The sequence below is a fragment of the Pseudomonas sp. PB101 genome (assembly GCF_009764265.1).
In the GTDB taxonomy this organism is placed as follows: domain Bacteria; phylum Pseudomonadota; class Gammaproteobacteria; order Pseudomonadales; family Pseudomonadaceae; genus Aquipseudomonas.
Genome location: NZ_RWIR01000007.1, coordinates 131,485 through 147,093, shown reverse-complemented (window position 1 = coordinate 147,093; position 15,609 = coordinate 131,485). Strand labels below are relative to the sequence as shown.

The 15,609-nt window shown below is 62.2% G+C and carries 16 protein-coding genes; 8 read left to right on the top strand and 8 right to left on the bottom strand.

What is annotated here, in order from left to right:
• Positions 1-148: 148 nt before the first annotated feature.
• The 3 genes from EI969_RS02120 (at position 149) to EI969_RS02110 (ending at position 2,159) form a co-directional block, all read left to right on the top strand.
• Positions 149-931, top strand: a complete 783-nt coding sequence (locus tag EI969_RS02120) for a DUF2076 domain-containing protein (protein WP_160385710.1) — start codon at positions 149-151, stop codon at positions 929-931.
• 120 nt (positions 932-1,051) lie between these two features.
• Positions 1,052-1,531, top strand: a complete 480-nt coding sequence (locus EI969_RS02115) for an NYN domain-containing protein (protein WP_007990686.1) — start codon at positions 1,052-1,054, stop codon at positions 1,529-1,531.
• Positions 1,532-1,553: 22 nt separating this feature from the next.
• Positions 1,554-2,159: a PolC-type DNA polymerase III gene (locus tag EI969_RS02110; RefSeq protein ID WP_160385709.1), complete on the top strand. Its 606-nt coding sequence runs from the start codon at positions 1,554-1,556 to the stop codon at positions 2,157-2,159.
• A 65-nt stretch (positions 2,160-2,224) separates the two neighbouring features.
• Here the strand turns inward: EI969_RS02110 and EI969_RS02105 are convergent, their stop codons facing one another.
• Positions 2,225-2,680, bottom strand: a complete 456-nt coding sequence (locus EI969_RS02105; RefSeq protein WP_057713188.1) for an Lrp/AsnC family transcriptional regulator — start codon at positions 2,678-2,680, stop codon at positions 2,225-2,227.
• A gap of 165 nt (positions 2,681-2,845) precedes the next feature.
• Between EI969_RS02105 and yedA the strand changes: the two genes are divergently transcribed.
• Positions 2,846-3,775, top strand: coding sequence for a drug/metabolite exporter YedA (gene yedA / locus EI969_RS02100; RefSeq protein ID WP_160385708.1), 930 nt, complete (start codon positions 2,846-2,848; stop codon positions 3,773-3,775).
• Positions 3,776-3,827: 52 nt separating this feature from the next.
• The gene (locus EI969_RS02095; protein WP_150716769.1) at positions 3,828-5,168 is read left to right on the top strand and encodes a DEAD/DEAH box helicase; all 1,341 of its coding nucleotides are present in this window, start codon (positions 3,828-3,830) and stop codon (positions 5,166-5,168) included.
• A gap of 116 nt (positions 5,169-5,284) precedes the next feature.
• On the opposite strand, the gene EI969_RS02090 is transcribed toward EI969_RS02095, so the two are convergent.
• Together EI969_RS02090 and EI969_RS02085 are read right to left on the bottom strand one after the other, a co-directional pair.
• Positions 5,285-6,526, bottom strand: a complete 1,242-nt coding sequence (locus EI969_RS02090) for a TIGR03862 family flavoprotein (RefSeq protein WP_160385707.1) — start codon at positions 6,524-6,526, stop codon at positions 5,285-5,287.
• A 243-nt stretch (positions 6,527-6,769) separates the two neighbouring features.
• Complete coding sequence (locus tag EI969_RS02085) at positions 6,770-7,690, bottom strand: histone deacetylase (protein ID WP_160385706.1); 921 nt, start codon at positions 7,688-7,690, stop codon at positions 6,770-6,772.
• 78 nt (positions 7,691-7,768) lie between these two features.
• Between EI969_RS02085 and EI969_RS02080 the strand changes: the two genes are divergently transcribed.
• From EI969_RS02080 to EI969_RS02070, 3 genes are all read left to right on the top strand, one after another.
• Entirely contained in the window at positions 7,769-8,338 is a 570-nt protein-coding gene (locus tag EI969_RS02080) for a GNAT family N-acetyltransferase (protein WP_160385705.1), read from the top strand.
• A gap of 106 nt (positions 8,339-8,444) precedes the next feature.
• Positions 8,445-9,314 (top strand): acyl-CoA thioesterase II, encoded by an 870-nt coding sequence (tesB, locus tag EI969_RS02075; RefSeq protein ID WP_160385704.1) that lies wholly within the window; start codon positions 8,445-8,447, stop codon positions 9,312-9,314.
• Positions 9,311-9,904, top strand: a complete 594-nt coding sequence (locus EI969_RS02070) for an HAD family hydrolase (RefSeq protein ID WP_160385703.1) — start codon at positions 9,311-9,313, stop codon at positions 9,902-9,904. The genes tesB and EI969_RS02070 overlap by 4 nt, the downstream gene beginning before the upstream one ends.
• 26 nt (positions 9,905-9,930) lie before the next feature.
• On the opposite strand, the gene EI969_RS02065 is transcribed toward EI969_RS02070, so the two are convergent.
• From EI969_RS02065 to EI969_RS02045, 5 genes are all read right to left on the bottom strand, one after another.
• The gene (locus tag EI969_RS02065; protein WP_160385702.1) at positions 9,931-10,887 is read right to left on the bottom strand and encodes an alpha/beta hydrolase; all 957 of its coding nucleotides are present in this window, start codon (positions 10,885-10,887) and stop codon (positions 9,931-9,933) included.
• Positions 10,888-11,784: a neutral zinc metallopeptidase gene (locus EI969_RS02060; protein WP_160385701.1), complete on the bottom strand. Its 897-nt coding sequence runs from the start codon at positions 11,782-11,784 to the stop codon at positions 10,888-10,890.
• A gap of 135 nt (positions 11,785-11,919) precedes the next feature.
• On the bottom strand, positions 11,920-12,774 hold the full coding sequence (locus EI969_RS02055) for a neutral zinc metallopeptidase (RefSeq protein ID WP_160385700.1): 855 nt from the start codon (positions 12,772-12,774) through the stop codon (positions 11,920-11,922).
• 149 nt (positions 12,775-12,923) lie between these two features.
• A complete protein-coding gene (locus tag EI969_RS02050; RefSeq protein WP_160385699.1) occupies positions 12,924-13,757 on the bottom strand; it encodes an aldo/keto reductase in 834 nt (277 codons plus the stop codon).
• Positions 13,741-15,489, bottom strand: a complete 1,749-nt coding sequence (locus EI969_RS02045) for an FAD-dependent oxidoreductase (protein WP_160385698.1) — start codon at positions 15,487-15,489, stop codon at positions 13,741-13,743. Before EI969_RS02045 ends, EI969_RS02050 begins: the two co-directional genes overlap by 17 nt.
• Positions 15,490-15,609 lie beyond the last annotated feature (120 nt).

Genomic DNA, 15,609 nt, shown 5'->3' with positions numbered 1-15,609 from the left:
CACTTTAACCGATCAAGTGCTCGGGGACGCAAACGTAAACGATCGGTAAAGGTCATTGAAACAACTTGTTTCAGCCTCCATTAAGGTCGGGCGCCTTATCCTCACTGGAAAAGCGCATTGATTTCCCCCGGCAATCTACGAGGTCGCCATGAACAGCGAAGAACAAACCCTGATCGATGGACTGTTTTCCCGGCTGCAGCAGGCCGAAACGGACTCAGCCCCGCGCGACGCCCAGGCCGAGGCGCGGATCAAGGAACACCTGACGCACCAGCCAGCGGCAGGTTATTTCATGACCCAGGCGATTCTGGTGCAAGAGGCGGCAATCAAGAGCCTCGATGAGCAGAACAAGCAACTGAACGGGCAAGTCCAGCAGATGCAGGCCGAGCTGCAGCAGGCCAGGGCGCAGGCGACCCCGGCTCCGGCACCCAGCAGTGGTGGCTTTTTGTCGAGCATCTTTGGCGGCGCTTCCCGTGATCCACAACCGGCACCCCCCCAGAACGCACCGCCGTCCAGCGGCGGCTGGCGTGAACCGGGGCGCTCGTCGTTCGGTGCGCAACCGCCACAGCAGAACTTCGGCGCACCACAGCAAAACCTTCCACAGCAGGGCTATGCACCGCAGCAGCAGGCTCCGGCAGCGGCCGGAAGCAGTTTCCTCGGCGGTGCGCTGAAAACCGCTGCCGGCGTGGCGGGTGGCGTGATGCTGGCCCAAGGCATCAGCAGCCTGTTCCATCACAATCAGCAACCGGAAGTCGTCGAAGTCATCAAGGAAGAGCCGGCCCAGGTCAACGACCAGGGCAACAATGGCTGGGGTGATGACCAGCGCATGGCCGGTAACGATTCCTGGAGCAACGATCAGGGCGGGTTCAGCGACGCTGATTACAGCGATGACAACTCATCGTTCTTCGGTGGCGACGACGATTCCTTCGTCTGACACGCCATTCGTCCGGAGCGCAACCGCGCTCCGGGCCGATTATTCGCGGAACAATCCTTTGGGCTGGCATACTGGGCGACTTTTCGGGCCCGGGGCCTGATTCCGCCTTGAGGAATACCGGTGAAAAAAATCGCAGTGTTCGCCGATGTCCAGAACCTCTACTACACCGTGCGTCAGGCTTATGGTTGCCACTTCAACTACGCCGCGCTGTGGGCTGACATCAGCAAACAGGGCGAGATCGTCGAGGCCTACGCCTACGCCATCGACCGCGGCGACAGTAAACAGCAGCAGTTCCAGCAAATCCTGCGCAACCTCGGTTTCACCGTGAAGCTCAAGCCCTACATCCAGCGCAGCGACGGCTCGGCCAAGGGTGACTGGGACGTGGGCATCACCCTCGACATCATGGACGCCGCCGACCATGTCGATGAAATCGTCCTGGCCTCCGGTGATGGTGATTTCGACATGTTGCTCGAGCGCATCATCAGCAAACACGGGGTACAGGCGGTGGCCTACGGCGTGCCGGGGCTGACGGCCAACTCGCTGATCCGCGCCGCCAGCCGCTACGTGCCGATCGAAGGCGCGTTGCTGCTCAAGAATTGATTTTTACGGAGTTCAACCAGGTTTGGAACGCATAGCAGTCATCGACTTTGAAACCACCGGGATCTCCCCGAGCAGCAGCTGCCGGGCCACGGAAATTGCCGTGGTGATCCTTGAACAGGGGCGCATCGTCGAGCGTTACCAGAGCCTGATGAACGCCGGTGTGCGGGTCCCGGGCTTCATCGAGCAACTCACCGGCATCAGCAACGCCATGCTGCGCACCGCGCCGCCTGCCGAGCAGGTGATGAACGAGGTCAATGAGTTCGTCGGCTGCACGCCGTTGCTCGCGCACAATGCCGCGTTCGACCAGAAGTTCTGGGACTTCGAGCTCGGGCGAATCAAACGCACCCGCTTGCAGAACTTTGCCTGCTCGCTGCTGTTGGCCCGCCGCCTGATGCCCGCCGCGCCGAACCACAAGCTCGGCACCCTGACCACCTTCGCCAACCTGCCCAACACCGGCAAGGCCCACCGGGCCATGGCCGATGCCGAGATGGCGGCCAACCTGACGGCGCACCTGGCCGAAGAACTGCGGCAGAAGCATGGCTTGCGCGAACTGTCCCATGACTTGCTGTGCAAGTTGCAGAAAGTGCCGGCGGCGAGAGTGGGCGAGCACCTCAAGCGCTATCGCTGATCCCGAAGTCACCATAAATCCCCTGTGGGAGCGAGCAAGCTCGCTCCCACAGGGACATCATTGCCTCAGGATTTGCCATTCCCTTCGATATGCCCCAACGGCACCCGCTTCTCTATCGCACTCGACAACACGATCGACGTCTTGCTGAACCCGAACGTAGCAATCCGGTTGATCAGTTCTTCCAGCTCCGGCATCGAGCCCACCGCCGCTTGCATGATCACGCACGGGTCGCCGGTCACCCGATGGCATTCGGTCAACTGCGGGATTTTGATCAGGTCGTCGTAGGCTTTCTGGTTGCCGTGCTGGTTCAGGCGCAGTTCGATCACGCACTGGATCGGCAGGCCGAGCTTGGCCATGTCGACTTTCGCCTGATAGCCGGTGATCACCCCGCTGGCTTCGAGCTTGGCCACGCGCTCGGCCACCGCCGGGGCGGACAGGTTGACCTTGCGCGCCAGGTCGGCGTAGGACGCGCGACCGTTTTCCAGCAGGGCGCTGAGCAGCATGCGGTCGTACTTATCCATCGGGGTGACTCCTGAAAATAGCCGACTTTCGAAAACACGGTTTATAGCGCTGAACTCCGTGTTTTGAAAAGTGTACTGGCGCTTTAAACAGGTTTTGTAACTTATTTTCCGACACTAGCCTTTCTAGAATAGCCGTTCACTTGTCTTTGCCTGTGAGCTGCCCCCATGTCCGGTCTTCGTCGCTTTCCCTTACCCCTGATCGCTGCCTTCTTCGCCTTGTACGTGATTTGGGGCTCGACTTACCTGGTGATCCGCATCGGTGTGGAATATTGGCCGCCGCTGTTGCTCGCGGGGATCCGCTTTGTCATTGCCGGGACCTTGATGTACGCCTTCCTGCGCTGGCGCGGGGCGCCTGCGCCGACCTGGGCGCAATGGAAAGCTGCTGGCATCATCGGGATCTTGTTGCTGGCGTGCGGCAATGGCGCGGTGAGTGTGGCCGAACACACGGGCGTCGCGTCGGGCGTGGCAGCACTGGCAGTGGCGACGGTGCCGCTGTTTACCTTGCTCTGTGGATATTTCTGGGGCGCGCGTAATACCCGTCTCGAATGGGCCGGGATTGTCCTCGGGCTGATCGGCATTGCCATGCTCAACCTGGGTTCCAACCTGCAATCGAGTCCATTGGGTGCGGCGTTATTGATTTTTGCTGCGGCGACCTGGGCGTTTGGTTCTGTTTGGAGCAAACATTTGCCGCTGCCCCAAGGCGCGATGGCCAGCGCCGTGGAAATGCTGGTGGGTGGTGTGGTGCTGCTGATCGCCAGTGCGGTCAGCGGTGAACACCTGGAAAAGGTGCCGCCGATCGAAGGCTGGGCCGCGCTGGCGTACCTGACCGTGTTCGGGTCGATCATCGCCTTCAACGCCTACATGTACCTGTTGAAGCACGTGCGTCCGGCCGCGGCCACCAGCTATGCCTACGTCAACCCGGCGGTGGCGGTGTTGCTGGGGATCGTGTTTGTCGGCGAAACCATCGGTATCGAGGAAGCGTTGGCGATGGCTGTGATCATCAGTGCCGTTGTGTTGATTGGCCTGCCGCAATGGCGTCGTAAACCGGAGCTACCTGCGGTGAAGGTGGTGCCGACAGAATCCCGTGTGAATTAGGGTAAACTGCGCGGCATTGCACACCCGCGCTGAATTTTCCTACGGTACTCCCATGACTTTCGCCACCCTTGGCCTGATCGAACCCTTGCTGCGCTCCCTCGAGACGCTCGGCTACCAGACTCCGACGCCGGTTCAGGCGCAAGCCATTCCGGCGGTGCTGGCCGGGCGCGACCTGATGGCCGCCGCCCAGACCGGCACTGGCAAGACCGCCGGTTTCGCCCTGCCGCTGTTGCAACTGCTGGCCATGGAAGGGCCGAAAGTCACCGCCAACTCGGTTCGCGCACTGATCCTGGTGCCGACCCGCGAACTGGCCGAGCAAGTTCACGAAGCCGTGCGCCAGTACGCCGAAAACCTGCCGTTGCGCACTTACGCGGTGTACGGCGGCGTCAGCATCAACCCGCAAATGATGAAGCTGCGCAGTGGCGTCGATCTGCTGGTGGCGACTCCGGGCCGCTTGCTCGACCTGTTCCGCCAGAACGCGCTGAAGTTCAACCAGCTGCAGACCCTGGTGCTGGACGAAGCCGACCGCATGCTCGACCTGGGCTTTTCCGAGGAGCTGGCGAACATTTACCGCGCGCTGCCGAAGAAACGTCAGACGCTGCTGTTCTCCGCGACCTTCTCCGACGACATCCGCCTGCTGGCCGGGCAGATGCTCAACGACCCGCTGACGGTTGAAGTGAGCCCGCGCAACGTCGCGGCCAACACGGTCAAGCAATGGATCGTGACGGTGGACAAGAAGCGCAAGCCGGAACTGTTCGTGCACCTGATGCGCAAGGGCAAGTGGAAGCAGGTGCTGGTGTTCGCCAAGACCCGCAACGGCGTGGACGCGCTGGTGGAAAAGCTCCAGGGCCTGGGCATCAATGCCGACGGCATCCACGGCGACAAGCCCCAGGCGACCCGCCAGCGTGCGCTCGACCGCTTCAAGGCGAGTGAAGTGCAGATCCTGGTCGCCACCGACGTCGCGGCCCGTGGCCTGGACATCGAAGACCTGCCGTTGGTGGTCAACTTCGACTTGCCGATCGTTGCCGAGGACTACATCCACCGCATCGGTCGTACCGGCCGCGCGGGCTCGACCGGCGAGGCAATTTCCCTGGTGTGTGCCGATGAAGTGAATCTGCTGTCGGCCATCGAGACGCTGACCCGCCAGACCCTGAAGCGGCAGAACGAGCCGGACTTCGAACCCGAGCACCGCGTACCGGACACCGATGCCAGTGGCCAGGTCGTCAAGAAGCCGAAGAAACCGAAGAAGCCCAAGGCTTCCGGTGGTGGCGGTGGTAAACGCAATCTGGGTAAGTGGGTGGACAGCGGAGAAGTTGCGCCGGCAGAGCCTTCGATCAAGCCCGTGCGCAAGGTGCCGGTGTTCAATACCGGGCCGCGCAAGCGCAAGCCTTAATAGGTGCTGCGTTAGTTAGTCCGCCTTCGCGAGCAAGCTCGCTCCCACACTGGATCTGCATTGTTCACACATCCTCTGTGGGAGCGAGCTTGCTCGCGATGGGGGCGCCTCGGTCTTCAACCCTTGCGCCGCAACCACTCCACCATCCCCAACCCCGCCGTCCGGCCGCTGGCGAAACACGCAGTCAGCAGATAGCCGCCCGTCGGCGCTTCCCAATCGAGCATTTCCCCGGCGCAGAACACGCCAGGCATCTGCTTGAGCATCAAGCGCTCATCCATCGCCTCGAACAACACACCGCCAGCACTGCTGATGGCCTCGTCCAGTGGACGGGTTTTCACCAGCGTCAGTGGCAATGCCTTGATCGCCTTGGCCAGCAAGGCCATGTCGGCAAAGCAGTCGGCGCCGGTCAGTTCACGCAATAACGCTGCTTTCACACCATCGATGCCCAACTGGCTGTGCAGGTGCTTGGCCATGGAACGTGATCCCCGGGGTTTGCTCAGCGCCGCCTGAATTTTATCCACAGGCCGGCCAGGCAGCAGGTCCAGATGAATCGTTGCCGATCCGTGTCGGTTGATCGCTTCGCGCACAGGCGCGGACAGGGCATAGATCAAACTGCCTTCGATTCCGGTGGCCGTGATCACACATTCGCCGAGCCGTGGCACGTCGTCGTTGAGGCCAATGGCGATGTTTTTCAGCGGTGCGCCGGCGAATTTGCTGACCATCAATTCGCTCCAGGCCTGCACCTCGAAGCCGCAATTGCTGGGTTGCAGCGGCGCCAGTCCTACGCCGTGCTGCTCAAGTGGCAGCATCCAGGCACCGTCCGAACCCAGGCGCGACCAACTGCCGCCGCCGAGGGCGAGCAGGGTGGCGTCGGCCTGAACGGTCTTTTCGCCTTCCGGGCTGTCGATGCGCAAAGCGCCGCGCTCGTCCCAGCCGAGCCAGCGGTGGCGGGTGTGGATAACTACGCCGCTGTCGCGCAGGCGCTTGAGCCAGGCGCGCAGCAATGGCGCGGCTTTCATGTCGGTGGGGAATACCCGGCCGGAACTGCCGACGAAGGTTTCGATGCCCAGGTCATGAATCCACTGGCACAGCGCTTCGGCACCAAAACCGCGCAGCAGCGGGGCGATCTGCGGGGCGCGTTCGGCGTAGCGCGAGAGAAACGCCGGGTAGGCTTCGGAGTGCGTGATGTTCATGCCGCCAACACCGGCCAGGAGGAATTTGCGTCCGACCGAAGGCATGCCGTCGTACAGGTCGACCTTGATCCCGGCCCGGCTCAACACTTCGGCCGCCATCAGGCCGGCAGGGCCGCCGCCGATGATGGCGACGTGAGGGGGGAGAGAAGTGCTGGGCTGAGTCATGGTAAAAGCTGCGGTGTGGCGGAGTAGCCGCGCATTCTAGCAGTACACGATAACTGTGGGAGCGGGCTTGCCCGCGATAGCGGACTGTCAGCCATAGAATCTCCCACAGGAACAGCGGTGATTTTGAAAGTGGTTAAAAAATAGGCAGTGCTCTGTAGCCTATACACCGCGTGGCCTGTAGTCCCTTTCACTCAGGTTATCCACAGGCAGCTCCACAGGCATTGTGGGTAAAGCATCCACAGCTCAGTGACAGCCTGATGACTGCCAGACGCGCTGCGCGCTGTGATGGAGGATGCCGTGACGGCGGGCGAGGGCCTGACGGTCCTTGCTGTAGCCGCCGCCGATCACGCCGACCACGGGGATGTCGCGACCCAGGCAATGGCGCATCACGCTTTCATCGCGGGCGGCGACGCCTTCGTCTGTCAGCTGCAGATAACCCAGGGCATCGTCCTTGTGCACATCGACCCCGGCGTCATACAGGACCAGATCCGGTTGATAGAGCGGCAGCAGGTAGTTGAGCGCATCGTCCACCACTTTCAGGTAGTCGGCATCGCCCATGCCGTTGGGCAATGGTATGTCCCAGTCGCTTTCGGCCTTGCGTGCAGGAAAGTTCTTCTCGCAGTGCAGGGAAACGGTCACCGCTTCTGGAGTGTTGTGCAGTATTCGTGCAGTCCCGTCGCCCTGATGCACGTCGCAATCGAAGATCAGTACCCGATTGACCCGACCGCTTTCCAGCAGGTAATGGCTGATCACCGCCAGGTCATTGAAGATGCAGAACCCGGCCGGGTAGTCGTAGTGCGCATGGTGGGTGCCGCCCGCCAGGTGACAGGCCAGGCCATGCTCCAGCGCCTGCTCGGCGGCGAGCAACGAGCCACCGACCGCCCGCACCGTACGCCGGGCCAGGGCTTCGCTCCAGGGCAGGCCGAGGCGGCGCTGGTCTTCGCGGGACAACTCGCCACTCATGTAGCGCGCGATATACGAAGGGTCATGGGCGAGGGCGAGAATGTCTGCGGGACACAATTGCGGGCGCAGCAGGTCGGCGTCGCGGGTCAGGCCGCTGTCCACGAGGTGATCGCGCAGCAGGCGAAACTTGTCCATGGGGAAGCGGTGATCCGCCGGAAACTCGGGACTGTAGTCTTCGTGATAAATCAGCGGCAGTGGCATGGTCATTTCATGTAGGAATGAGAGAAGGATCCTACCAGCGTTGTAGACTTGCGACATTGAAATGGAGGGGCGGGCACGATGGAGCCAATACTGGAGCTGGAAAGTGCGCGGCTGCTGTTGCGCCAGTGGCGCGATGAAGACTTGCCGGACTTTGCGGCGATGTGTGCCGATCCGCAGGTGATGCGCTATTTCCCAGCCACCTTGAGCCGGCTGGAAAGTGCATCATTGATCGGGCGAATCCGTGGGCATTTCGCCGAACATGGTTATGGCCTCTGGGCTTTGCAGCGCAAGGACTCCGGCCAGTTCATCGGCTTTACCGGGCTACTCATGGTCGGGTTCGACGCGCCTTTCACCCCCGCCACGGAAATCGGCTGGCGCCTGGCCCGCGAGCACTGGGGCCTCGGTTACGCCAGTGAAGCGGCGTGGACCGCTCTGCGCTGCGGCTTTGACCGCTTGCCGCTGAAAGAAGTGGTGGCCTTCACGACGCAAACCAATCTGCCTTCAGAAAAAGTCATGCAGGCCATCGGCATGCACCATGATCCGGCGGATGACTTCGATCACCCGCGGCTCGAGGCCGATCACCCGTTGCGTCGGCATGTGCTGTATCGCATCAGTCGCGAACAATGGCTGCAAACCTTGCATGGATAAGCTGGCGCGGACGTTTACAATGGCCCTCATGATGGCCCGGGCCGGAAACTGAATCGACCGTTGCAGCCAAGACTGTGCGGCAATGTTTTGCGTGAGGAGAGTCTGAATGAGCCAAGTGTTGGAAGATCTGGTCGAGCTGCTGACCCTGGAACCGATCGAGGAAAACCTGTTCCGTGGCCGTAGCCAGGACCTGGGCTTTCGTCAGCTGTTCGGCGGTCAGGTGCTCGGCCAGTCGCTGTCGGCGGCCAGTCAGACCGTTGAAGAGGCACGTCATGTGCATTCGATGCACGGCTATTTCCTGCGGCCGGGCGATGCCGGGTTGCCGGTGGTGTATCAGGTTGACCGGGTGCGTGACGGGGGCAGTTTCAGCACGCGTCGGGTGACGGCCATCCAGAAAGGCCATCCGATTTTCACGTGCAGCGCCTCGTTCCAGTACGACGAAGAAGGCTTCCAGCACCAGACCGAAATGCCGCAAGTGGTCGGTCCGGAAAACCTGCCATCGGAGCTGGAGATCACCCAGCAGCGCGCGCACTTGATCCCGGAGAAAATGCGCGAAAAGCTCCTGTGCCCCAAGCCGATCGAATTCCGCCCGGTGACCGAAAAAGATCCCTACAACCCGCTGCCGTCCGACCCGATCAAGTACGTCTGGTTCCGCGCCGACGGGGCCTTGGCCGATTCGCCGGCGTTGCACAAGTACCTGCTGGCCTACGCATCGGACTTCGGCCTGTTGGTCACCTCGATGCAGCCCCACGGCAAGTCGGTCTGGCACAAGGACATGCAAGTCGCCAGCCTCGATCACGCGCTCTGGTTCCATCAGAATCTGCGCGCCGATGATTGGCTGCTCTACGCGATGGACAGTCCGTGGGCCGGCAACTCCCGTGGATTCTCCCGTGGCAGCGTGTTCAACCGCGCCGGTCAACTGGTGGCCTCGGTCACCCAGGAAGGCTTGATCCGCCACCGCAAGGATTGGGCATGAGCCTGGCCGACGTGCGTCACTGGGTGTTCGACATGGACGGCACCCTGACGGTGGCCGTGCACGACTTCGCGGCGATTCGCGTGGCGTTGGCGATTCCTGCCGAAGACGACATCCTGACCCACCTCGCCGCGCTGCCGGCCGATGAAGCCGCGGCCAAGCATGCGTGGCTGCTGGAGCATGAGCGCGACCTGGCGCTCGGTTCGCAACCGGCACCGGGTGCGGTGGAGCTGGTGCGCGAGCTGGCCGGGCGCGGTTATCGCCTGGGCATCCTGACGCGCAACGCCCGGGAGCTGGCGCATGTCACGCTGCAGGCCATCGGCCTGGCCGACTGCTTTGCGCTGGAGGATGTGTTGGGCCGCGATGATGCCCCGCCCAAGCCGCATCCGGGCGGGCTGCTGAAACTGGCCGAAGCGTGGAATGTGCCGGCGAGCGAGATGGTGATGGTCGGTGATTACCGCTTCGATCTCGATTGCGGGCGCGCGGCGGGGGCGCGGACTGTGTTGGTGAATCTGCCGGATAACCCGTGGCCGGAATTGACCGATTGGCATGCGGCCGATTGTGTTGAGTTGCGGCGGATGCTGTTGGCTTGATGGCCTCATCGCTGGCAAGCCAGCTCCTACGGGAACAAAGCCTTTTGCCCCTCCGGCGAGGTAAACATCCCGTCACCGTTATGCCCGACTCCGGGCACTTCAACCAGTTGCTGATTCAGCCCTTGCGGTTGCAGGCGCTTCAGGTAATCAAAGTAAAAACGCCCACGCGCCAATCGATAGGGTCCCTGTGCCCGGGCTTCGCAGCTCTTGTCCAGCGCCGGATGGTTCGGGTCGATGTCCTGCTGCCCCAGCAGGTAAACGACTTCACGCTTGAGGTAGCTTTCCTGCAGTTGCGCCGCGGTTTGTCCTTCGGCGTAGGCCGGTAAATCCGACAGCCCATACTTCCAGCGATTGAATTGCGGACAACCCGCGTGGCTGAACGCCACGGGCCGGCGCTCATCGAAATAGGCGTAGGAGGACGGGTTGGCGATCACGTAGCGCACCTGCACGCCAGCCGCATCGAGGCCGGACTGCGCGTGGCCGAGCAATGCATAGCGCTGAACCACCTGCGCGCCGCCGGAGTGCCCGGCGATGACGATTTGCTTCACATCCGGAAACTGCTGGCGGTCACCCAGGCGGGCGACGATTTCGTCGAGCGCCGCGTAGGAACTCAGCCGAAACGGTGCCGTGGATTCGCCGCCGGCCATCCATTCATCGCCTTGCCAGCGCAAGACCGTGTCGGCCACCGGATGGGCCGCGACGTCGGTTTCATTGAGAAACTGCGGGGCGATCACCAGGGTCGTAGCGCTCTGCCCGGCCAGTTCGGCAGCGTGTTCGCCGCTTTGCAGATAGGTTTGCGCGTTGCGCAAACGCCCGTGGATGATGATCAGCACCCGCTCGATATTTGCCGGGGCGGGGCTTATGCCCACCGCGATTTCACCTGATTTCAACAGCAAGCGCCCGGGACTGAGTTCCTTGACCCCTTGCTCGGCGGCCTGGGACGTTGCGCAAGTAAACAGAACAACTAACAACCACTTCTTCATTTACAGATTTTTCGTCGCAAAGGTATCGCACTGGCCAACCTGGCCTTGGGCGAAACCGGTTTTGAACCAGCGCACCCGTTGCGCTGACGTACCGTGGGTGAACGAGTCCGGGACCACGCGGCCCTGACCCTGTTGCTGCAAACGATCGTCGCCGATGGCGTTTGCCGCGTTCAGTGCTTCTTCGATGTCGCCTGGTTCCAGCCAGTTCAGGCGCTTCTGCGCATTGTTGGCCCAGACGCCGGCCAGGCAATCGGCTTGCAGTTCCTGGCGAACCAGCAAACCGCCGTCGCCTTCCATCTGCCGGCCTTGTTGGCGCGCGGCCTGAATTTTTGCGGACACCCCCAGCAGGGTTTGCACATGGTGTCCGACTTCGTGAGCGATCACGTAGGCCTGGGCGAAGTCGCCCGCGGCGGAAAAACGTTGGGACATTTCCTGGAAAAACGCCATGTCCAGGTAGACCTTCTGATCCGCCGGGCAATAGAACGGGCCGGTTGCCGAGGTGGCCAGGCCGCAGGCCGAATTCACGCGGTTGCTGAACAGCACCAGGGTCGGTTCTTTGTATTGGCGACCGGCCTGCTGGAAAATCGCACCCCAGGTGTCCTCGGTGTCGCCGAGGATCGAACGCACGAACTCCGCGCTTTCATCATTGGCCGGCGGTGCCTGGCGACTCTGGTTGGTAGCGGGCGCCGTTTGCTGGCCCATTTGCTCGGTCAGTTGTCCGAGGATTTGCAGCGGGTCCTGGCCGGTGATCCAGCCGATGCCGACGATCAACAGGATCGCCGTCAGGCTCAGGCCCTTGCCACCGCCGAACCGCATGCCGCCGCCGCCGCCGCCGCCAACATCATCGCCACGGGCGTCGACTACGTTGTCGCTGCGTCGGCCTTTTTTCCATAGCATGTGGGAATCCTCTGGTTGTCCGTGCGATGAGTGTTGCTGCCAAGTGGGAACGGCGCCAGCCCGGTCGTCAGACAGCCTTTAACGGCGCCGGTTCTATCCGTGCTGTCACATTAGCAACCGCATTGACGGATGAAGTCACAGATTTTCGGCGGCGAAGGTATCGCATGCTTTCGTCAGACCTGTATCGAATCCAGTCTTGAACCAGTCCACGCGCTGCCTTGAGGTGCCGTGGCTGAATGTTTCGGGCCGAACCGGGACATTTCGCGAGCGTTGCATGTAGTCGTCACCGAACACCGTAGCGGCATTCAGGGCAGCTTCTATATCACCGGGCTCCAGCCAATCCAGACGTTTTTGCGCATGGTGTGCCCAAACACCGGCCAGGCAGTCGGCCTGCAGTTCCGCGCGCACTTCCAGGCCGCCATCACCACTGACCGGTTGTTGATCGAGCAAGGCTTTCTCGAAGGGGGCGGACAATCCCAGTTCAAGCTGTACGTGATGGCCGACCTCGTGAGCGATGATGTAGGCCCGCGCGAAATCACCGATCACTGACTGCCGTTCGATCTTTTCGAAGAACTCCGGATCGAGGTAGACCTGACGATTGCTCGGGCAATAGAACGGACCAATGCTGGAGCCGGCGTAACCACATCCCGAGGCCACGCCATCGTTGAACAGCGTCAGTACGGGTGGCGGATAACGCCGTCCCGTTTCGGCAAAAAGTTGTTTCCAGGTGTCTTCGGTATCACCGAGCACGGCCTGGACAAACTTCAGTTGCTGATCTTCTGAGGGTTCAATCGATAGCGCGCTGGGGGGTGGAGGCGGGGTGTTCGCGGGAGCGTCCGGTGCCGTATCCAGGGTCAAATAAGCTCCTGCGCCTGCCAGTGCAATGACAGCCAGTCCGACGCCTAGTGTTTTCCCTGTAGTGGTGCGGGCATCCTTGCCCTCGCGCGTGTCGTTTACGTTGTCGCTGCGTCTTGCTTTGTTCCATAACATGGTTGCGGCCTCTCATGGATTGATGGGGCGTTTATCGCCGGGTCCATGAATAACCTCACCGGGAATGGTGCGCAGGAGAAATGTGTAAGGACTGGTAAGGCCACCTGCGTTCTGACGGATGTCGCGGATCGCCGGTGACCATTTCGCGGTTACTGGTCGAACGCATCCCACACCGGCGCAAAGTCAGGACTGACCTGACGCTCGCGTTTGGACAGGCTGGCGATCAAGGAACGGTCCTGGTCATCCAGTTGCACTTGCAGCGCCGCGAGATTGGCCAGTTGATTGGCCTCGCTGCTGGCCTTGGGGATCGCGGCCACGTTGGGCTGATCGAGCAGCCATTTGAGCGCGACCTGGGTCGGCAGCACGCTGTGTTTCGCGGCGATCTGCTGGATGGCCGGGATGTCGGATACCTTGTTGCGGGCCAGCGGCGTGTAGGCCGTCAGCGCCATATCGTGTTGACGGGCGTAGTCGAGCAGGGCGTTTTGTCCGAGCAGCACGTGGTACTCGACCTGGATCGCCGACAGCGGCGCGCCGAGTTCTTCGACGACTTTGCGTAGCAAGGGCAGTGGAAAGTTCGCCACGCCAATGTTGCGCGCCAGGCCTTGTTCCTTGAACGACACCAGGGTCTCGATTGTGAGCGGTAAATCCCAATCGGTGGTCGGCCAATGGAGCATGAACAGGTCGACGTATTCGCTGCGCAGGGCCTTGAGGCTGCGGTCCATGGAATGACGCATGGCGTCGGGTTGCAGTTGGTCCCACCAGACTTTGCTCGTGACGTGGATCTGCCCGCGGGGTATCGGACTGTTCGCCAGCGCCTGACCGACAGCGTCTTCGTTGTTGTAGGCCGCTGCCGTGTCGATGTGCCGGTAACCCAGGGCCAGGGCCTGCTCCACGGCACGGGTGCATTCCTCGCCGAGCATCGGCCAGGTGCCGAGGCCGAGTTTCGGCATGTTCAAACCCTGTGCGTTAACGATGTGCTGCATGGTCGATCTCCTTTTCATAAGCCGTGACGCCTGCGATATGGCGCGCGGCTATGTAGCCAAAGGTCAGCGCCGGGCCGAGATTGATGCCGCCGGCGGGGTAGTGACCGCCCATGATGCTGGCCATGTCGCCGCCCGCCGCATACAGCCCGGCGATGGGCTGCGCGCAGTCGTCCAGGACCTGGGCGTGTTGGTTGACCTTGAGTCCGGCGAAGGTGCCGAAACAGCCGGGCTGGACCTTCACGGCATAGAACGGGCCTTGTTTGATCGGCGCGACGCAGGGGTTGGGTTGCTGTAACGCGTCACCCTGCTTGCGGTTGTAAGGCGTGGAACCACGACCGAACTGCGGGTCTTCGCCGTTGCGGGCGTGGCGGTTGTAGTCCGACACCGTGCTACGCAAGCCAATCGGGTCTATGCCACAGGCGGCCGCCAATTCCTCAAGCGTATTGCCGGTTTTCAGATAGCCGCTGCGGATGAAGGATGACAGCGGCACCGGAAATGGCCGGGAGATGCCCAGGCCATATCGACGCTGAAAGCCATGGGTGCAGATCAGCCACGACGCCACCTCTTCACCCGGCGGGGCGGCGGCGACCATGGCCGTGACGTAGTCGTAGTAGCCGTTGGCTTCATTGACGAAGCGCCGGCCGTTGCTCAGCACACCGATGATGCCCGGTTTGCCCCGCTCGATGATGTGCGGGAAGTGTCCCGTGCTGCCGTCGCTGTGCGGCACTTGTGAGACCGGCGCCCAGGCGACGGCTGACGCCATGTCGCTGTTCACCCGGGCGCCGGCGCTTTCGCCCAGGCGCAGGCCATCGCCGCAAACGCCGAGGGGCGGCAAGGCCAGGTGCTCATGCCCGGTTGGCGTGCGGGGGAACAGGGCCTTGCGCCGTTCGATGTCATTGGCGAAACCACCGGCGGCGAGCACCACGGCCTTGCGTGCATGGATGCGCACCGAACCTTTGGCGGTGCTGACCACGGCACCTCGCACCTGATCGTTCTCGCGCAGCAAGCCGGTCACGGGCGCCGACTCCCAGAGCAACACGCCGAGGTCGTCGGCGGATTTTGCCAGGCGCGCCACCAGGGCAACGCCGTTGACCAGTTGCATCGCCCGGCCATGCGTGGCGAGGTCGATCAGGTGACGACTGAAACGCCGCGTAACGTGCCAGGCCGCCGACAGGGAGCGGGTCAGGTTGAGGAAGGCCGTGAGGTCCGCCCCCGCCATGATCGGCATGCCCATGAACGAGGTTTCCCGCATGGTTTTGCGCAGACGCCTGAGCAGTGTGCCGACTTTTCTTGCGTCGTAGGGGGCTGCGATCACCGAACGTCCACCGGTGCCTGCCCCGGGTGTGTCACCGTGAATGTCGGCAATGGCGTTGCCGTCGGCGAATTGCAGCGTGGTGTGCTGTTCGAAGAACGAGACCATTCGCGGGCCGGCCTCCAGGAAAGCGTCGATCATCGCCGGATCAAAGCGCTCGCCCAGTTCGTGTTTGAGGTAAGTGCGCGGCAGTTCAACGTCTTCGACGATGCCGGCACGCCGGGCCAACGGGTTGCACGGCACCCAGGCCCAGCCACCGGACCAGGCCGTGGCACCGCCGAACACAGGGTCCTTTTCCACCACTATGACTTTCAGCCCGTGCCACGCGGCGGTCACGGCTGCTGACAGTCCCGCCGCACCGGAGCCAACGATCAGCACATCGCAGTCGACGTCGGGAAGAAAGTGCGCTTGGGCAGGCATTGGTTGAACTCCGGCGTTTTATTATTTTGGAATCTGGTTCCAAAAAATATAGGAGTCCGGTGAAGTCGGACAAGTCTGGGTGGCGTAAAGCGGGCGGTTATCGAACGGTCAGTTCCAGAT

What these genes read in the sequence shown, in the direction of transcription:
- EI969_RS02080 (WP_160385705.1), top strand. Translation starts at nt 7,769, where the DNA reads ATGGAGCCAATACTGGAGCTGGAAAGTGCGCGGCTGCTGTTGCGCCAG.
- EI969_RS02095 (WP_150716769.1), top strand. Translation starts at nt 3,828, where the DNA reads ATGACTTTCGCCACCCTTGGCCTGATCGAACCCTTGCTGCGCTCCCTC.
- EI969_RS02090 (WP_160385707.1), bottom strand. Translation starts at nt 6,526, where the DNA reads ATGACTCAGCCCAGCACTTCTCTCCCCCCTCACGTCGCCATCATCGGC.
- yedA (WP_160385708.1), top strand. Translation starts at nt 2,846, where the DNA reads ATGTCCGGTCTTCGTCGCTTTCCCTTACCCCTGATCGCTGCCTTCTTC.
- EI969_RS02085 (WP_160385706.1), bottom strand. Translation starts at nt 7,690, where the DNA reads ATGCCACTGCCGCTGATTTATCACGAAGACTACAGTCCCGAGTTTCCG.
- EI969_RS02065 (WP_160385702.1), bottom strand. Translation starts at nt 10,887, where the DNA reads ATGAAGAAGTGGTTGTTAGTTGTTCTGTTTACTTGCGCAACGTCCCAG.
- EI969_RS02045 (WP_160385698.1), bottom strand. Translation starts at nt 15,489, where the DNA reads ATGCCTGCCCAAGCGCACTTTCTTCCCGACGTCGACTGCGATGTGCTG.
- EI969_RS02055 (WP_160385700.1), bottom strand. Translation starts at nt 12,774, where the DNA reads ATGTTATGGAACAAAGCAAGACGCAGCGACAACGTAAACGACACGCGC.
- EI969_RS02070 (WP_160385703.1), top strand. Translation starts at nt 9,311, where the DNA reads ATGAGCCTGGCCGACGTGCGTCACTGGGTGTTCGACATGGACGGCACC.
- tesB (WP_160385704.1), top strand. Translation starts at nt 8,445, where the DNA reads ATGAGCCAAGTGTTGGAAGATCTGGTCGAGCTGCTGACCCTGGAACCG.
- EI969_RS02050 (WP_160385699.1), bottom strand. Translation starts at nt 13,757, where the DNA reads ATGCAGCACATCGTTAACGCACAGGGTTTGAACATGCCGAAACTCGGC.
- EI969_RS02060 (WP_160385701.1), bottom strand. Translation starts at nt 11,784, where the DNA reads ATGCTATGGAAAAAAGGCCGACGCAGCGACAACGTAGTCGACGCCCGT.
- EI969_RS02105 (WP_057713188.1), bottom strand. Translation starts at nt 2,680, where the DNA reads ATGGATAAGTACGACCGCATGCTGCTCAGCGCCCTGCTGGAAAACGGT.
- EI969_RS02120 (WP_160385710.1), top strand. Translation starts at nt 149, where the DNA reads ATGAACAGCGAAGAACAAACCCTGATCGATGGACTGTTTTCCCGGCTG.